Annotated in this window: 19 protein-coding genes and 1 riboswitch; of the genes, 5 read left to right on the forward strand and 14 right to left on the reverse strand. The window is 29.8% G+C overall.

What is annotated here, in order from left to right:
* Window positions 1-5 precede the first annotated feature (5 nt).
* Window positions 6-1,148, forward strand: a complete 1,143-nt coding sequence (locus ABXT65_RS06655) for an FAD-binding domain-containing protein (RefSeq protein WP_415323279.1) — start codon at window positions 6-8, stop codon at window positions 1,146-1,148.
* Here the strand turns inward: ABXT65_RS06655 and ABXT65_RS06660 are convergent.
* From ABXT65_RS06660 to ABXT65_RS06695, 8 genes are all read right to left on the reverse strand, one after another.
* Window positions 1,145-1,753 carry a MarC family protein gene (locus ABXT65_RS06660; protein ID WP_415323280.1) on the reverse strand — a complete coding sequence of 203 codons (609 nt, stop codon included), beginning with the start codon at window positions 1,751-1,753 and terminating at the stop codon, window positions 1,145-1,147. The two genes, ABXT65_RS06655 and ABXT65_RS06660, sit on opposite strands and share 4 nt — an antisense overlap.
* 35 nt (window positions 1,754-1,788) lie before the next feature.
* Complete coding sequence (locus tag ABXT65_RS06665) at window positions 1,789-2,511, reverse strand: type 1 glutamine amidotransferase (protein ID WP_415323282.1); 723 nt, start codon at window positions 2,509-2,511, stop codon at window positions 1,789-1,791.
* A gap of 113 nt (window positions 2,512-2,624) precedes the next feature.
* Complete coding sequence (locus tag ABXT65_RS06670) at window positions 2,625-3,686, reverse strand: homocysteine S-methyltransferase family protein (RefSeq protein ID WP_415323284.1); 1,062 nt, start codon at window positions 3,684-3,686, stop codon at window positions 2,625-2,627.
* Between the two features lie 69 nt (window positions 3,687-3,755).
* Window positions 3,756-3,820, reverse strand: a riboswitch (SAM riboswitch).
* Window positions 3,821-3,950: 130 nt separating this feature from the next.
* The gene (locus tag ABXT65_RS06675) at window positions 3,951-4,364 is read right to left on the reverse strand and encodes a YqaA family protein (RefSeq protein ID WP_415323286.1); all 414 of its coding nucleotides are present in this window, start codon (window positions 4,362-4,364) and stop codon (window positions 3,951-3,953) included.
* Entirely contained in the window at window positions 4,361-4,483 is a 123-nt protein-coding gene (locus ABXT65_RS06680; protein WP_415323288.1) for a DUF2256 domain-containing protein, read from the reverse strand. The genes ABXT65_RS06675 and ABXT65_RS06680 overlap by 4 nt, the downstream gene beginning before the upstream one ends.
* 3 nt (window positions 4,484-4,486) lie before the next feature.
* Entirely contained in the window at window positions 4,487-5,212 is a 726-nt protein-coding gene (locus tag ABXT65_RS06685; RefSeq protein WP_415323290.1) for an LrgB family protein, read from the reverse strand.
* Complete coding sequence (locus tag ABXT65_RS06690; protein WP_415323292.1) at window positions 5,196-5,576, reverse strand: CidA/LrgA family protein; 381 nt, start codon at window positions 5,574-5,576, stop codon at window positions 5,196-5,198. The genes ABXT65_RS06685 and ABXT65_RS06690 overlap by 17 nt, the downstream gene beginning before the upstream one ends.
* A gap of 2 nt (window positions 5,577-5,578) precedes the next feature.
* Entirely contained in the window at window positions 5,579-7,069 is a 1,491-nt protein-coding gene (locus tag ABXT65_RS06695) for a cryptochrome/photolyase family protein (RefSeq protein ID WP_415323294.1), read from the reverse strand.
* Window positions 7,070-7,096: 27 nt separating this feature from the next.
* Here ABXT65_RS06695 and ABXT65_RS06700 point away from each other — a divergent pair, with 27 nt between their 5' ends.
* Together ABXT65_RS06700 and ABXT65_RS06705 are read left to right on the forward strand one after the other, a co-directional pair.
* A complete protein-coding gene (locus ABXT65_RS06700) occupies window positions 7,097-7,807 on the forward strand; it encodes an SDR family NAD(P)-dependent oxidoreductase (RefSeq protein ID WP_415323296.1) in 711 nt (236 codons plus the stop codon).
* Window positions 7,782-8,873, forward strand: coding sequence for a PQQ-dependent sugar dehydrogenase (locus tag ABXT65_RS06705; RefSeq protein WP_415323298.1), 1,092 nt, complete (start codon window positions 7,782-7,784; stop codon window positions 8,871-8,873). Before ABXT65_RS06700 ends, ABXT65_RS06705 begins: the two co-directional genes overlap by 26 nt.
* Window positions 8,874-8,875: 2 nt before the next feature.
* On the opposite strand, the gene ABXT65_RS06710 is transcribed toward ABXT65_RS06705, so the two are convergent.
* From ABXT65_RS06710 to hemC, 6 genes are read right to left on the reverse strand one after another with little or no spacing between them, the layout of a single operon-like run.
* Complete coding sequence (locus ABXT65_RS06710) at window positions 8,876-9,928, reverse strand: MBL fold metallo-hydrolase (RefSeq protein WP_415323300.1); 1,053 nt, start codon at window positions 9,926-9,928, stop codon at window positions 8,876-8,878.
* Window positions 9,929-9,942: 14 nt separating this feature from the next.
* Complete coding sequence (locus ABXT65_RS06715) at window positions 9,943-10,788, reverse strand: bifunctional 5,10-methylenetetrahydrofolate dehydrogenase/5,10-methenyltetrahydrofolate cyclohydrolase (RefSeq protein WP_415323302.1); 846 nt, start codon at window positions 10,786-10,788, stop codon at window positions 9,943-9,945.
* A gap of 9 nt (window positions 10,789-10,797) precedes the next feature.
* Window positions 10,798-11,088, reverse strand: a complete 291-nt coding sequence (locus tag ABXT65_RS06720; RefSeq protein ID WP_415323304.1) for a YggT family protein — start codon at window positions 11,086-11,088, stop codon at window positions 10,798-10,800.
* Window positions 11,085-12,170 carry a mechanosensitive ion channel family protein gene (locus ABXT65_RS06725; RefSeq protein WP_415323306.1) on the reverse strand — a complete coding sequence of 362 codons (1,086 nt, stop codon included), beginning with the start codon at window positions 12,168-12,170 and terminating at the stop codon, window positions 11,085-11,087. Before ABXT65_RS06725 ends, ABXT65_RS06720 begins: the two co-directional genes overlap by 4 nt.
* A gap of 2 nt (window positions 12,171-12,172) precedes the next feature.
* Window positions 12,173-12,829, reverse strand: a complete 657-nt coding sequence (locus ABXT65_RS06730; RefSeq protein ID WP_415323308.1) for a uroporphyrinogen-III synthase — start codon at window positions 12,827-12,829, stop codon at window positions 12,173-12,175.
* A 43-nt stretch (window positions 12,830-12,872) separates the two neighbouring features.
* Entirely contained in the window at window positions 12,873-13,796 is a 924-nt protein-coding gene (hemC, locus tag ABXT65_RS06735) for a hydroxymethylbilane synthase (protein WP_415323310.1), read from the reverse strand.
* A 59-nt stretch (window positions 13,797-13,855) separates the two neighbouring features.
* Here hemC and tsaD point away from each other — a divergent pair, with 59 nt between their 5' ends.
* The gene (gene tsaD / locus ABXT65_RS06740; protein ID WP_415323312.1) at window positions 13,856-14,929 is read left to right on the forward strand and encodes a tRNA (adenosine(37)-N6)-threonylcarbamoyltransferase complex transferase subunit TsaD; all 1,074 of its coding nucleotides are present in this window, start codon (window positions 13,856-13,858) and stop codon (window positions 14,927-14,929) included.
* On the forward strand, window positions 14,929-15,342 hold the full coding sequence (locus ABXT65_RS06745; RefSeq protein ID WP_415323314.1) for an EVE domain-containing protein: 414 nt from the start codon (window positions 14,929-14,931) through the stop codon (window positions 15,340-15,342). Before tsaD ends, ABXT65_RS06745 begins: the two co-directional genes overlap by 1 nt.
* Window positions 15,343-15,382: the final 40 nt, after the last annotated feature.

Genomic DNA, 15,382 nt, shown 5'->3' on the forward strand with positions numbered 1-15,382 from the left:
TTAAAATGATTTTTGAAGCTTCAAGGGCTAAAGCCGTTGATCAATTAAATAATTTTATTGAACAAAATCTTTCCAATTATTCAAAACTAAGAAATTTTGATTTTGGGCCAGATAATATATCTAATATTTCTCGTTTATCCCCCTATATAACTCACGGAATAATTAATGAATTAGAAGTAATTAATAAATCCCTTAAAAAATTTTCATTTGCAAAAAATGAAAAATTTATTCAGGAAGTTCTGTGGCGTGTTTATTGGAAAGGATGGTTAGAATTAAGACCTAATGTTTGGTCAGATTACTTAATAGAATTAGGTAAAGTTAAAGATGAATTTAAAAACAATCAAAGTTATTTGGATGCAATTGAAGGAAAGACAAATGTAGATTGTTTTAATCAATGGACAATTGAACTTAAAGAAAACAATTATCTTCATAACCACACAAGAATGTGGTTTGCGAGTATTTGGATTTTTACATTAAAATTACCGTGGCAATTGGGGGCTGAGTTTTTTATGCAGAATCTTTATGATGGTGACACCGCATCAAATACCCTTGGTTGGAGATGGGTAGCTGGAGTTCAAACTCAAGGCAAGCATTACCTCGCAAGTGAATGGAATATTAATAAATTTACAAATAATAGATTTAAAAACATAAAACTTAATGAAAATGCCAAGCCTATATTTGGTGATAAAATATATTCAGTTACTAATAAGAGCTTTGAAAATTCTGAGATTTCAGAGGATAAAACTTTATTAATATTTGAAAATAATATGACATTTGAATTTTCTGATTTTAAAGAATATAAATTTAAAAAAATTTTGTTAGTCTCAAATGGTACAAATAGAACTATCAAATTAAGTGAAAAAGTGTTGAAATTTAAGGCTAACCTTTTAGAGGATCAAAAAATAAGATTAGAAGAAAAATCAATTAATTGTGAAACTATTAACATTAATGATTTAAAAAATATTACTGAAGAAGTTAATGCACTTTATCCAACTGTTGGCGAAAATTTAGATTTTATTCAAAATAATCAATTAAAGAATATTAAATTTTTATATAGAAAGTTAGATCAGTTTTCTTGGCAATATTGCAATAAAGGTTTTTTTAATTTTAAAAACTATATTCCAAAAATTATTTCTAATTTTAATTAAACTAAAAAGGTTTTAATTCCATCTAAGATATACTGCACACTCAATCCAACAAGAATAATAGCTACCACTCTTGAAATAACTCCAATTATTTTTTTATTTATTATTTTAGAAAATTTTGAAGCTACAAAAAAAATTATAAAAGTTAAAAATAAAACAGATACTAGTGAAATCATTCCTGCAGTCTGATTAGTAAAATTAGTTCCAATATCTGAGACAGAAACTATTACTGAAGTGATAGCGGCTGGCCCTGCAATAATAGGTGTTGCTAAGGGAAAAATACTAACGTTATCTGAATTAAGATCTATATCTTCTTCTTTCCTTTGTTGACGCTTGTCAAACAACATTTCTATTGCAATAATTAATAAAATTATTCCTCCACCAATAGTGAATGCTGGGTAAGAAATATTTAAATAACTTAGCAATGAACTTCCAAGTAATGCAAAAAACAGTAATATGATTGAAGCTATTATTGTTGCACTTAATGCTATTCTTATCTTTTTGTTTGTATCCATATTTTGAGTAATACTTAAAAACAATGGGGTGTTTCCCAATGGATCTATAACAATAAAATATAGAAAAAAAGTTTGAATAAAAATCTCTGCCATCTAATTTGTCTATCTCTTTAAAATGATATTACAATTTAAATTAAAATTTTTTTAAAATTTTCGTAGAGTGTTTTTGAATAGTTATTCATATCAATCATATTATTTTTGGCAGTTTGATCAAATTTTTCTAATGCACCCTCACCTAATTGATCCTCAAGCGCTTTTTTATACTCTGGTACACAGCCCCATTCATTAACTGTCGTATCTTTAATTTCGATATGAAATTGAATTCCATACGCATGATTTTGATATTTAAAAATTTGATATTTGGTTACTGGTGATGAAGCTAATAAAGTAATATCTTTATTATCATCTATTCCTTGCACCTCATAAGAATGCCACTGTAAACTTTTAATTTGTTCTGGAAATTTTGAAAATAAAATATCTTCATTTTTTTCTTTAGTAAAATTTATATCCATTATTCCAATTTCTGCTGGGTTAGATTTTACTACCTTACCACCGACAACTTCTCCTAATAACTGACAGCCTAAACAAAAACCTAGGTAGGGCTTCTTTAAATCAATGACAAATTCTTTAATTCTTTTTTTTTCATCAACCAACCAAGAATATTCTTGCTCCATAAAAGTATCCATTGGACCACCCATACAAAACATTCCATCAAATTTACTTAGATCACTTGGAATTTTTTCACCTTCGTCCAACTCTATTGTGGTTAGTTTAAATCCATCATCCAACATAAGATCTTTTATGTATCCAGGATCTTCAATTTTGATGTGCTGCAAGACAATTATATTCATTGCTAATTTATAGTATTTTAGAATGAGTTCTATAACAATATTTTAAGTATATAATTATGTAATTTAGCTACCTAACCTTAGTAAGCCTAGGTAGCTAACTTTAATTATCTAACTTATGCTTTATCTCCGTATTCAGTCATATGTTTTGGAATTCTTTTATTTTTTCCATACATAAAATGATTTTCCATCTTCTCTCTATATTTAGTTGCTGGAACAGTTAAGCCAACTGACTCAGCAACTTCTCTAATCAACATTGGGTTTGCTCCACAGCATACTCCAAGATAGTGTATTCCTAAAATATTTGCCCATTTTGCAAATTGACCTATTTCATATCTATTACAAAGAAGTGGGTCTAGCGCTGTAGGAAATGTTCTTCCATGTGGTGATGGACACTGACAATTACTTCTATCTGGTAGATTAAAAAATGTTGGGTAATCTTCACTGGTTCTATAAGGAATAGGTAAAGCTCCAACATGACACTTAACTGCTTTTCTAATCTCTTTTAAAAAGGGCAACATTGTTGCTGGCCCTCTAAAACAATTTAAACCAACAACATCTGCTCCACGCTGTTCAAGCTCTTTACAGGTATCAACAACAGATTTTCCATCTCTCATTTTATTTTCACCCATTGGAGATATTGTTAATACTGTTGGTAAACCAGTTTTTTTCATAACCTCAAGTGCTTTAAAAGCTTCTTCAGCGTAATAAAAAGTTTCACCAATTAACATGTCAGCCCCTTCTTCAACGGCCCAACCAATCATTTCAGAAAACATTCCCTCAACTTCTTTTTGAGATTGTGAATCGTTATGCTTCCAAATGTTTGAATTAGAGATATTACCTGCCATCAAATTTGGTTTTGATCCTTTGGGAGTATCTAGTGCTACTTTTTTAGCAATTTTTAATGCTGAACGGTTTAGAGGTTCAAGGAGTTCTTCTTTACCAATGACACGCATTTTTTCTCTATGCCCATTATAAGTAAAGGCTTCAACAATATCAGATCCTGCATGCTGAAATTCTCTATGTAAATTTTCTAACACTTCAGGATGATCTAGGGATACCATCGGAACAAATTCACCAGATGCCATATACCCACGTTTTTCTATTTCAAACAAAAAACCTTCTGCACATATAACGGGGCCTTTATCTAATCTTTCTTTTAGTCTATTTGTACTCATTTTTTTTCTCCAGTTTTTTTGGAGAAAAAAGGTTACGTTCTAACAAGAGGGTTAAGTTCATAGGCCTCTTTTCTCCTTTTTAGTGCTTAAGCAAATGCAGGGCGCACAATATGGTTCAACTGCCCAGCTTAATTTTATAAAAGATAAAAAAAAACCACCTGTCTAAAGCGGTGGTTAAAATGTCGCTTTAGCAGGATTTATAAAGCGCTCTGCAATTTAACTTAACTCAGCGCATTTAGATATAACTACTTTTGTCTCTAACTGTCAAATGAAATAGTAAATAAGAAAGTATCTACTAACTTTTCCAATCGATACTAAAATTAAAAACTCTATAAATTTAACCCTAAGCAATCCTGCTGCTAATGTTAGTGGATCTCCAATAACTGGCACCCAGGCAAATAATAACGACCATTTACCAAATTTACTAAACCATTTTGAGGAGTTTTCTATTTGCTTGTCTTTAAATGGAAACCACTTTTTTGTAGTAAGATTTCTTGAATAAAATCCTAGAGCCCAGTTAACAACTGACCCTAAAACATTACCAAAGCTTGCAACGATTAATAATAATAAATTATCATAATTGGATGTTGCAATTAACCCTGCCAATGTGAGCTCAGATGAAAATGGTAAAATGGTTGCGGCTAAAAAAGATATGACAAATAAAGATAGGTAAATCACTTCGAACACTTCTTAGAACAATACTTTACTTTATCCCAATTTAACTTCCATTTCTTACGCCATGTAAAAGGTCTTTTACAAGTAAGACAAATTTTTGAGGGTAAATTTTCTTTTTTCACAAATTAAATAAGAAGCTTAATTATAATTAAAACAAAAAGTGAAGTTGCAATGCCACTTAGGCCCATCGCTAGAGCAGCAAACACACCCGCTGTTTTATTTTTACTCATTGCTCTTGCTGTTCCAATTCCATGACTTGCTAAACCAAACGCAAAACCTCTAGCATTCATGTCTTTTATTTTGAAAACATTTAATAAAAAAGTTCCCAATGAAGCACCAATTATACCAGTAATTATTGTAATTATTGCAGTTAAGGACGGTATTCCTCCAATAAGCTCTGAGATACCCATTGCAATAGGAGCTGTCACATTTCTAGGTATCATTGTTAAAATCATCTCATTACTTAATCCAAAAAATTTTCCCAAATAAAAAGTAATTAAAATTGCAAAAGGTATTCCAAGACAAATTGAAAAAATAATTGGTTTAACTTCTTTTGTAATCAAATTTCTTTTTTCAAAAATTGGTATAGCCAAAGCAACTGTTGCTGGACCTAACATAAAGTGAATAAATTTTGCACCCTCAAAATATCTATCATAGGAGACATCTAAAAATAATAAAACAGAGGAAACAATTAAGATACTTATTGCAACAGGGTTTACCAATGGATTTAACTTAGATTTTTTATATAAATAATCACCTACTAAATATGCTCCTAGTGTTAAGGTGATCCAGAAAAGAGGTTCTGCCTGCAAATATACCCAAATTTTATATAGTTTATCTTCTCTTGCCATTTTTCTTTTCTAGGTTAATTATTTTTTCCATAACAAATGCTGTGAATACTAAAGTAGCGAGTGTACCAATAATTATTATACTAAAAATTTTGAATAAGTTATCTCCTAGATAACTTATATGCATTACAACCCCAACACCTATTGGAACAAATAATAATGATAAGTAGCTTATAATCTGATGACTAATCAAAGAAATTTCTTTAATTATTTTCTTAGATTGTTTAATATTTTTAGAAAATAATATGAACGATAATAATAATAAAATTAAACCAATAACAGGCCCTGGAATATTTATTGCAAAAAATTTTTGAATGGCTTCACCTAGAAGTTGGTAAAAAAAGATAATAAATAAGCTTTTTAACATTTTTAATTTGTATTTAATTTTATAAACTTGTCAGCTTCAGATAAAATCATTTTCTTTCTTTCATCATTCATTTTATCAAAAACATAAACCATCATTGATAATCTGGGGTTCTTTAAAAAAAATTTTCTATTTCTATCTATAAATCTCCAATAAAGGCCATCCATTGTATTGCACCATTCTCCTTTTTTAAAATCCATCATCTTCATAAAATAACTTGATCCACAGATGTATGGTTTTGTTGCAAAAATACCTCCATCACTAAATAGACCCATTCCATAAACATTAGGAACCATTACCCAGTCAGAAGAATCTACAAACATTTCCATAAACCATTTATAAACATAAGTTGGTTTCACTTCACAAAGGTTCATGATGTTAGACAAAATCATTAACCTTTCTATATGATGAGACCACCCATGATTAACTGCGTTTTTAATTGCATGATCCAATGGGGGTAAACCTGTTGTTCCATCATACCAAGACTTTTTCATTTTTCTTTCATGCTTGAAAAAATTTTTAGTTTCCATTTCATCAGAATAACCTTGATAAATTCCACGCATGAACTCTCTCCAACCTATTATCTGACGAATATAGCCTTCAAGTGAGTTCATTCTAATTTTGTGTTTTTTATGAAATTCTAAAATTTTTTGAATAATAATTTCAGGAGTTATCAATCCTAAATTAATGTACGGACTTAATGCACTATGAAATAAAATATTGTCTTTTTGATTAACAGCATCTTCATAGTCACCAAATAAATTTGATTTTTCTTTAATAAAAAAATCTAAAAGTTTAACAATATCACTGTATTCTGTTGCAAGCCAAAAATCACTTGTGTTGCCAGGATGATCTTTAAAAAACTTTTCAATAATAGGTTTTAATTTTTTAGTATGACTAGTTTCATTAATTTTTGGAAATTTTGGTATTAATATATCTTTCGGTAACTTATTTCTATTATCTTCATCAAAACTCCATTTGCCTCCAATAGGATTTCCATCAGCTCCCATTAATATTCCAGATTTTTTACGAACCTCTTTATAGAATGTTGCCATAAAAGGTTTTTTTGATTTTGCTAAATAACTTTTAAATTCGTCTCTTGAGTTTAAAAACATTGGGGTTTGAACAATATTCCAGTTAATTTTTTCTTTTTTTAAAAATTGTGAAATTTTCTTTTCAAAAAATTTATCCTCAACCTCAAAGCTTGAAATTTCAGTAATTTTTTTTTGATCAATGATACTTTTTAATTTCTTAAAATAAGTGTCTTTAAAATCTTTGTCCTCAATTTTAGAATATTTAACTTTGTATTTATTCGCCTTAAGCATATCTGCATAAGACCTCATAGAAGATAGAAATAGCAGTATTTTTTGCTTATGATGCTTTTCATAAGTACATAGTTCATAGTCTTCTGCCATGTAAAAAGAGTGGTCCTTTTTGAAGCGGTCTACGTATTTTAATGGAAATAATTGATTGCCAAGTATAAAAAACAATTTCATAGTTAAATATAACTAAATAAAAATTATATGTCAGAAAAATATCTTATTTTTGGTGCGACAGGTTCTGTAGGTTCTAGCTTAGCTGAACAATTAAAAAATTCAGGTAATGATGTTCATCTAGTTGCAAGAAATGAAAGCGAAGCTAAAGTAATTGCAGAAAAACTGGGTTGCTCTTATACGGTTGCTGACGTTTTAGAAAATGGATTTATAGAAAAAGTAAAATCAGATGTTAATGAAATTAAGGGTATTGCTTACTGTGTAGGATCTATTGATTTAAAACCATTAAGAATGGTTACAGAAGCAGATATGAACAAATGCATGAAGCTAAACCTTTATTCAGCCATTGAAGCTATAAAAGGATTTCAGGAAAGTTTAAAAAAGAACAAAGGCTCAGTAGTTTTATTTTCAACTGTTGCCGCTCAAAGAGGTTTTACTAACCATACAATTATTGCTTCTGCTAAAGCTGCTGTTGAAGGATTAACTGTTACATTGGCTGCAGAGTTTGCTCCAAACATTAGAGTAAATTGTATTGCACCAAGTTTATCAAAATCTAAAATCGCAGAACCAATGTTAAAAAATCCTGCAATTGCAGATGGTATTGCTAAAGCTCATCCTCTTAAAAGACTGGGTGAAGGAAAAGATTCTGCAGCACTTGCTAAATTTTTAATTACTGAAGAGAGTTCTTGGATTACTGGACAGATAATAGCTGTTGATGGTGGTAGATCAAAACTTTCTTAAAGTGAAAAAATATTTTTTATTAATAATTTTTTTTCTTTTATTTACTTCAAAAAGCTATTCCAACAATTATACATTCACTAAAATAATAGAGCTAAATGAACCATGGGGATCATCATTTATTAATGATAATGAAATCATTATTACTGAAAAAAGTGGAAAAATTAAAATTGTCAATGTTATTTCAAAAAAAGTTACAGAGATTAAACATAACCTTAATTTTTTAGAAGTTGGTCAAGGTGGATTATTAGATATTATTCATCAAGATAATATACTGTGGATTTCTTATTCAGAAAATAGAGGAGATTCAAAAACAAGTACATCAATTGCAAAAGCAAAATTAAATAAACAAGAATTAAATTTTAAAAATATTTTTCAAGCAAACCCTCCTATAGATTCTGGTTATCATTTTGGTTCAAGATTAGCGATTAAGGATGATTATATTTATGCGTCTGTTGGTGAAAGAGGCCAAGGTATGATTGCTCAAGATCCTACAAAACATCCTGGTAGTATTATTAGAATTCATACTAATGGCAGTATTCCAAAAGATAATCCAAAATTTAAAGGTAGGAAAAACTGGTTACCTGAAATTTATCAAATAGGTGTTCGTAATCCACAAGGTTTAACACTCTCCGATTATGATGGAAAAATATATTTAAGTAATCATGGAGCAAAAGGTGGCGATTGGTTTGGAGAAGCTAAAAAAGGAGAAAATTATGGATGGAAAATTTTAGGCTGGGGTGGAAAAAATTACTCAGGAACAAAGATTGGTCCCCAATGGAAGCCAGGTTTTACTAAGGCAATTCAGTATTGGGTACCTTCAATAGCTACTAGTGCTATTACAATTTATAAAGGAAATGAGTTTAAAGAATGGAATGGGCATGCGCTAGTTACTTCTTTAAAAGATAAATCTTTAAGAAAATTAATATTTAATGATCTAACTAATGTGAAAGAAGATCTTATATTTAAGAGTAATGTTGGAAGAATAAGAGATATTCAAGTTCATCCGTCTAATGGTAAAATATTTTTCTTAAGTGAAAATGCTTTATGGTTAATGGAAAAAAAATAATCTTAATTTGATAATATATTTTTTAAAGAGCTCATCTCTCCAATTTTAAAGATAATAGCATCATCTTTTTTAAAACCATATTTTTCTGCACTAGCTTTAAATCGTACAGGTGGTTCCATAATGGGTTCTAGAGATAAAACAAAAGTTCCCCAGTGTGTTCCCATAACCTTTTTGCTTCTTAAATCTTTAGCTACATTTAAAGCTTCTTCTGGTGTTGTGTGGTAAATTGATTTATCAAACATGGGTTTAAAGTCATATGCCCCAATGTTAATCATGGTTAAATCAATTGGACCATATTTTTTACCTAGCTCTTTATAAATATTTCCATAACCAGTATCACAAGCAAATAAGATTTTTTTACCCTTGTATTCAATTAAAAAATTACCCCAGAGTGTTTTATTCATATCTGTTAAGCTTCTCTTCGACCAGTGAACTGCAGGTAATAAAGTTACTTTTAGATCGTCATTAACCTGAATTTCCTCATACCAATCCATTTCATTTACATCGTTAAATCTATTTTTTGTAAAATATTTTCCAAGATTTAGAGGTGTTAAAACTTTTGTATCTTTAAACGGATACTTTCTAATAGTTCCCATATCTTGATGATCATAATGATTATGTGTTAATAATAATAAATCAGTCTTTGGAATTTCATTTAAATTTAAAGCAGGCTCAGTAAATCTATCTGGGCCAAAAATTAAGGGTCCAGCATTTTTTGAAAATACAGGGTCAGTTATAATTATTGTATCACCTAACTTAATTAAGTAAGTAGCATGACCAATCCAAGCAATATAATCCTCATTTTTATACTTTTTTAAATCAGATAAAACTTTTTCTTTATCTACAACGTGTTCTTTTGGAACGATAATATCTATTTTCTTTTTCAATTTAATGAATTGTGTGTATGAAAACTTGGCTTGACTAGTTCTAACAGGTGATCCTTCTGGATTTCTAAAAGTTCCATCTGGCAAATGATGATAAGGTTTTTTATCCATGGCAATTAGTGATGATTTATATGCGATAATTATAAATATGAAAATTATAAATTTTGTCACCTGTGTTGATGTTTTTATTTTTGGGATCTTTTAAAACACTCAATAGTATTTTTTAATAAACAGGCGATTGTCATTGGCCCTACTCCACCTGGAACGGGTGTTAAAGCTCTTGCAACTTTAGAAACTTCATCAAATGCAACATCTCCAACTATACCGTTTTCAGTTTTATTGATTCCAACATCTATTACGATTGCATCTTTTTTAACCCAATCAGCTTTTACCAATTCTGGAATACCTACAGCAGCAACAATAATGTCTGCCTCTAGGCATTCTGCCTTTAAATCTTTGGTTTTAGAATGGGTAATTGTTACCGTGCAATTTTCCTTTAAAAGTAACTGTGCCATTGGTTTACCATTTAAATTTGATCTACCAATCATAACAGCTTTCTTTCCAGTTAAATTTGGTTCAATTTTTTTAATCATTAAATAACATCCCAAAGGAGTACAGGGCACTGAACTTTTATAACCTGATGAAAGGTTTCCAACATTCATCGGGTGAAATCCATCTACATCTTTTCCTGGTAAAATAGTTTCAATAACTTTTTGCTTATCAATATGTTTTGGTAAAGGTAATTGAACTAAAATTCCTGAAATGCTTTCATCTTTATTTAATTCTTCAATTTTACCTAACACTGTTTTTTCTTCTACGGCTTCTGGGTATCTGATTACTTCAGACTTTAACCCCACTTCATTCGCAGCTTTTTCTTTCATGCGAACATAAATTTGACTAGGAGCCATATCTCCAATTAAAATTACTGTAAGTCCTGGAATTTTATTGTGTTTAGCTTTTAGCTCTACAACCTCTTGTCTTAATTCTTCTCTAAGTTCAGCTGCTATTTTTTTTCCATCTATTAAAATCATAAAATTTCCCTAAAAAATCATTGGTGCAATGTACAACTTCATACACATTTCTATAAACCAAATCAATAATAGTAATATTACTGGCGCAATATCTAGTGATCCTAAGTTAGGAAGAAATCGTCTTATCTTATTAAGAGCTGGATTTGTTAACCGATAAGTCATCTCTAAAATAGAATAAATAAATCTATTCTGGGTATTTAAAACATTAAAAGCAACTAGCCAGCTAATTACAACATTAGCCAAAACTACATAGGAATAGAGTTTTAATATTTGAAGAGCTAAGTAAAAAATAGCTATCATTTTTTCTCAATATAAATTGACTGACTTGGGAAAGCAAAAGCTGCACTGTTTCCTTCTACAATCTGTTTAATTTCAATTGCAAGTTTTTCTTTAACTTCCAGCCATGTACTAAAACTGTTAGAGGTAGTAAAACATCTAACCCTCATATCTATAGAACTGTCTGAAAACTTTTCAACTCGTACTGCAATTCCTACAGCATTATCAAAATCATCACTTTTCTTGATGTGGGTTTCAATTTCATTTCTTATCTTTTTTAATTGCTCAACCGTAGTGTCATATTGAAGAGTTATTGCCCAATCTATTCTCCAGTTGGTTGTTTCACTAATGTTAATAACTGCATTTTCAGCAAACTGAAAATTAGGAATTATAGCTAAAGACTTATCAAACTTTCTTAAAACCGTTGACCTAAAACCAATCTTTTCAACAATACCTTCAATGATACCTTCTACCAAAATCCAGTCTCCAATCTTAAATCTTTTTTCTACTAAAACTAAAATTCCTGAAATTAAATTTTTGAATAAATCTTGTGCACCCAAAGCAACTGCAACACCAAATAAACCAAGTCCTGCAATAATTGGTCCAATTTTTATTCCCCAAAGCTCAAGAACAGCAGCTAATCCTAAAATAAAAATTAAGATTTTTAATGATTTAATAATCCAGCCAATTAACTCACGGGTTAACATTTTATCTAACCCACTTAATATATAAGAAATTGGCTCCACAATTTGGTGGATTAACCAAAAAATTAAAATTGTTATTAAGGTTCGATTGATTGTATCAACTATAGCTCTAGCATCCTCACCAAAAGACATATAATAACTTGCAATAAAAAAACCTAAAACAATTGGTAGGAACCTAGCTGGTCCTTCCATTGCATGAACAAAAGTATCATCTAATTTATTTGTAGTTCTCTTTGCGATGGCTTCTAGTCTTTTAATGATAACTTTACCTATTATTCCTCTAAAAATTAAAAAAATAAAAAATATTCCAATACCAATTAATATTTGAAAAATATCAACTCCACGAATTCCTTCTGACCAAACAGAAATAAACAGCTCACTAAAATTAATAAATATGTCCATAATTAAATTTTATATAGCAAAAATTCTTCTTCTCCAGGGTTAAAAAGAAAAATTTTTTTCCACTTAATTTCATTAAGAATTGAGGAAGTTTTTTCACCAATGCACATTAAATTAGTATTCATCCATAGGGTTTCTAGCTGATAATTTTTAATCATTTTTAGAAAATTAATGGCGCTATTTTGTGAATAAACGTAGGTGATTTCAGGCATTTTTAATTTTAGTTTTTTAATAAAGTCTTCATCATATTTTTCGATTGGATTGGTTCTATAATTAATTACTCGTTCTGTAGTGTAACCATGTGAGATTAACTCACTATCTAAATTGCTAGATATCATTTCTCCACTAACATAAAGCAGTTTTCCTTCAGAAGAGTTAAAATTTTGTAAAATTAATTCTTTTAGATTATTTACATTTCCCTCGGCTGCAAAAACGTTTTGAAAACCAACACTCCTAGCTTTTTTTTCAGTTGCATTTCCTACACAAAAACATTTTAACCGTTTATCAATATTTTTTATATCCAAAAATTTAATTGCATTAACGCTTGTAAAAATAACTCCTTTAAATTCAGAATAATTTTGAGATTCATATTTTAAACCTTCAATATTAATTAAAGGTAAATGAGATATCTCATGACCCAGTGATTGAAATTTTAATATCATTTCATGACAATCTTCTAGGGGTCGTGTGAGCAAAATGTGCATATTATTTTTTATAAGAATTATTAGACATCTTTTTGAGAGTTTTTCCCATCTCTATTCCTAATTCTTCTGCTTTATTTACACTTTCAAATGATTTTAAGTGGAACCTTTTACTACCATCTAGTGAAAAAAGTTCTGCTTCAAGATTAATTGTATCACCATCAATTCTAGCGAATACACCTACCGCTGTTTCACAATCTCCCTCTAAAACCTTTAAAACATTTCTTTCAGCTTTTATAGAGTTGTGTGTTGATTGGTGATTAACACTTTTTAACAATTCAATTAGCTCTTCATCATTACTTCTACATTGCAAAGCAATGACTCCTTGCCCCGCACAAGGTATAATTTCTGAAGTAGAAAAAGTTTGAGATATGTTTTGATTTAATCCTAAAGAATCAATCCCAGCATAGGATAAGATAATTGCATCATACAAATTTTCATTAAGCTTTCTTATTCTTGTATCAACGTTTCCTCTAATTAATTTGCACTCAAGGTCATCTCTTTTTTTTTTGATCTGAAACTCTCTTCTAAATGAAGAGGTTCCAATAATTGAATTTACAGCTAAATCTTTTAAATGTTTATTATCTCTACTAATTAAAATTTCTCTTGGGTCGTTTCTTTCTAAAAAACAATTTGTTAACAAACCTACAGTTTCTTCAGAAGGCATATCCTTTAGTGCATGTACGGCTATGTCTATTTTATCATCTAATAACTCAACCTCTATGGTTTTTGAGAAAAGACCCTTACCTCCAACTTCAGATAATCTTCTATCTTGAACTTGATCACCTTTGGTAACAATTTCCTTAATAATTACTTCTTCAATTCCAAAATCTTTCGCATAGCTAAGAATTTTTTCTCTAGCTTTTTCAGCATAGATTAATGCTAATTTGCTACCTCTTGACCCTATAATAATTTTTTTATTTTTCATTTATTTGCTTTATACTTCATACTTATATTGAGATTGTATTATTAATAAAAACTAATTTAATGAATAAAAAGCCCATAATTTTAGGAATTGAATCAAGCTGTGATGAAACAGCAGCCTCTATCGTGACTGAAAATGAGCAAGGCATACCAACCATTTTATCAAATATTGTTTCAAGCCAAGTTGATGTTCATAAAGAATTTGGCGGAGTTGTTCCAGAGCTTGCTGCAAGATCTCATATGGAAAAAATAGATTTAATCACAAAAAAAGCAATTGATGAAAGTGGAATAAAGATGGAAGATGTAGACGCTATAGCAGCAACTGCTGGGCCTGGTCTTATAGTTTGTCTGTCTGTTGGTTTAAGCTTTGGAAAAGCAGTAGCCTCTTCACTTAACAAACCCTTTATAGCAGTTAATCATTTAGAGGGTCATGCATTAAGCCCTAGGCTAAATTCTGAATTAAATTATCCCTATCTATTACTTTTAATTTCTGGAGGACATACTCAATTTTTAAGTGTTCAAGGTTTGGGAAATTATAAAAGATTAGGAACAACTATTGATGATGCTGTTGGTGAAGCTTTTGATAAAACAGCGAAATTATTAGGTATAGAATTTCCTGGTGGACCCCAAATTGAAGTATATGCAAAAAAAGGTGATCCAAAAAAATATGAATTACCCAAGCCAATTTTTCACAGAGGTGGCTGCAATTTATCATTTGCAGGTTTAAAAACTGCTGTTTTAAAAATATCAAAACAAATTAATACCAATCAAGAAAGATATGATTTAGCAGCATCTTTTCAAAGAACTATTGAAGAAATACTATATAAGAAAAGTAAAATTGCTTTCACAGAGTTTAAAAAAATGAATGAGATAAATAAAAATAAATTTGTAGTTGCCGGTGGAGTTGCAGCTAACAAAAGAATTCGAGAAGTGCTAACTAACCTTTGTAAAGAAGAAGACTTTGAACCAATATTTCCACCTATAAATTTGTGTGGAGATAATGCGGCAATGATTGCTATGGTTGGTTTAGAAAAATTTAAATTAAAACAGTTTAGTGAGCTAGATCACCCAGCAAAACCTAGGTGGCCCCTAGATGAAAATGCTGCTTTCTTAAAAGGTGCAGGAGTAAGATTGTAATGCAATACTGGTTAATGAAATCTGAACCTGATGTTTGGTCAATTGATCAACAAAAAAAAGCTGGTGCGAAAGGTGCTCCTTGGGACGGCGTAAGGAATTATCAAGCAGCCAAAAATTTAAAAGGTATGAAGAAAGGGGATCTTTGTTTTTTTTATCATTCAAATATAGGTAAGGAAATTGTTGGTATAGTTGAGGTTATTAAAGAAGCTTTCTTAGATAAGACTGATAAAGATGGTCGTTTTGTAGCAGTGCAAGTAAAATTTAAAGAGAAGTTAAAAAAAAGTGTAACCCTTGAAGAAATCAAAAAAAATAAAGATCTTGGTCATTTATCACTCATTAGACAAAGCAGATTATCTGTCATGCCAATTGACTCAAAAAGCTGGAAAATTTTAAATAAGATAGGTAATATTTAAATATTAAAAAAATCATGCCAAAACAAAAAAATCAAAGACT

Origin of the sequence: Candidatus Pelagibacter sp. Uisw_127, from assembly GCF_047722515.1 — a bacterium.
Taxonomy (GTDB): Bacteria; Pseudomonadota; Alphaproteobacteria; order Pelagibacterales; family Pelagibacteraceae; genus Pelagibacter.

Bases quoted from the DNA above. Each gene is read 5' to 3' on its own strand.
- ABXT65_RS06655 (WP_415323279.1), top strand. From the start codon at position 6: ATGATTTTTGAAGCTTCAAGGGCTAAAGCCGTTGATCAATTAAATAAT.
- ABXT65_RS06660 (WP_415323280.1), bottom strand. From the start codon at position 1,753: ATGGCAGAGATTTTTATTCAAACTTTTTTTCTATATTTTATTGTTATA.
- ABXT65_RS06665 (WP_415323282.1), bottom strand. From the start codon at position 2,511: ATGAATATAATTGTCTTGCAGCACATCAAAATTGAAGATCCTGGATAC.
- ABXT65_RS06670 (WP_415323284.1), bottom strand. From the start codon at position 3,686: ATGAGTACAAATAGACTAAAAGAAAGATTAGATAAAGGCCCCGTTATA.
- ABXT65_RS06685 (WP_415323290.1), bottom strand. From the start codon at position 5,212: ATGGCAAGAGAAGATAAACTATATAAAATTTGGGTATATTTGCAGGCA.
- ABXT65_RS06690 (WP_415323292.1), bottom strand. From the start codon at position 5,576: ATGTTAAAAAGCTTATTTATTATCTTTTTTTACCAACTTCTAGGTGAA.
- ABXT65_RS06695 (WP_415323294.1), bottom strand. From the start codon at position 7,069: ATGAAATTGTTTTTTATACTTGGCAATCAATTATTTCCATTAAAATAC.
- ABXT65_RS06700 (WP_415323296.1), top strand. From the start codon at position 7,097: ATGTCAGAAAAATATCTTATTTTTGGTGCGACAGGTTCTGTAGGTTCT.
- ABXT65_RS06705 (WP_415323298.1), top strand. From the start codon at position 7,782: ATGGTGGTAGATCAAAACTTTCTTAAAGTGAAAAAATATTTTTTATTA.
- ABXT65_RS06715 (WP_415323302.1), bottom strand. From the start codon at position 10,788: ATGATTTTAATAGATGGAAAAAAAATAGCAGCTGAACTTAGAGAAGAA.
- ABXT65_RS06720 (WP_415323304.1), bottom strand. From the start codon at position 11,088: ATGATAGCTATTTTTTACTTAGCTCTTCAAATATTAAAACTCTATTCC.
- ABXT65_RS06725 (WP_415323306.1), bottom strand. From the start codon at position 12,170: ATGGACATATTTATTAATTTTAGTGAGCTGTTTATTTCTGTTTGGTCA.
- ABXT65_RS06730 (WP_415323308.1), bottom strand. From the start codon at position 12,829: ATGATATTAAAATTTCAATCACTGGGTCATGAGATATCTCATTTACCT.
- hemC (WP_415323310.1), bottom strand. From the start codon at position 13,796: ATGAAAAATAAAAAAATTATTATAGGGTCAAGAGGTAGCAAATTAGCA.
- tsaD (WP_415323312.1), top strand. From the start codon at position 13,856: ATGAATAAAAAGCCCATAATTTTAGGAATTGAATCAAGCTGTGATGAA.
- ABXT65_RS06745 (WP_415323314.1), top strand. From the start codon at position 14,929: ATGCAATACTGGTTAATGAAATCTGAACCTGATGTTTGGTCAATTGAT.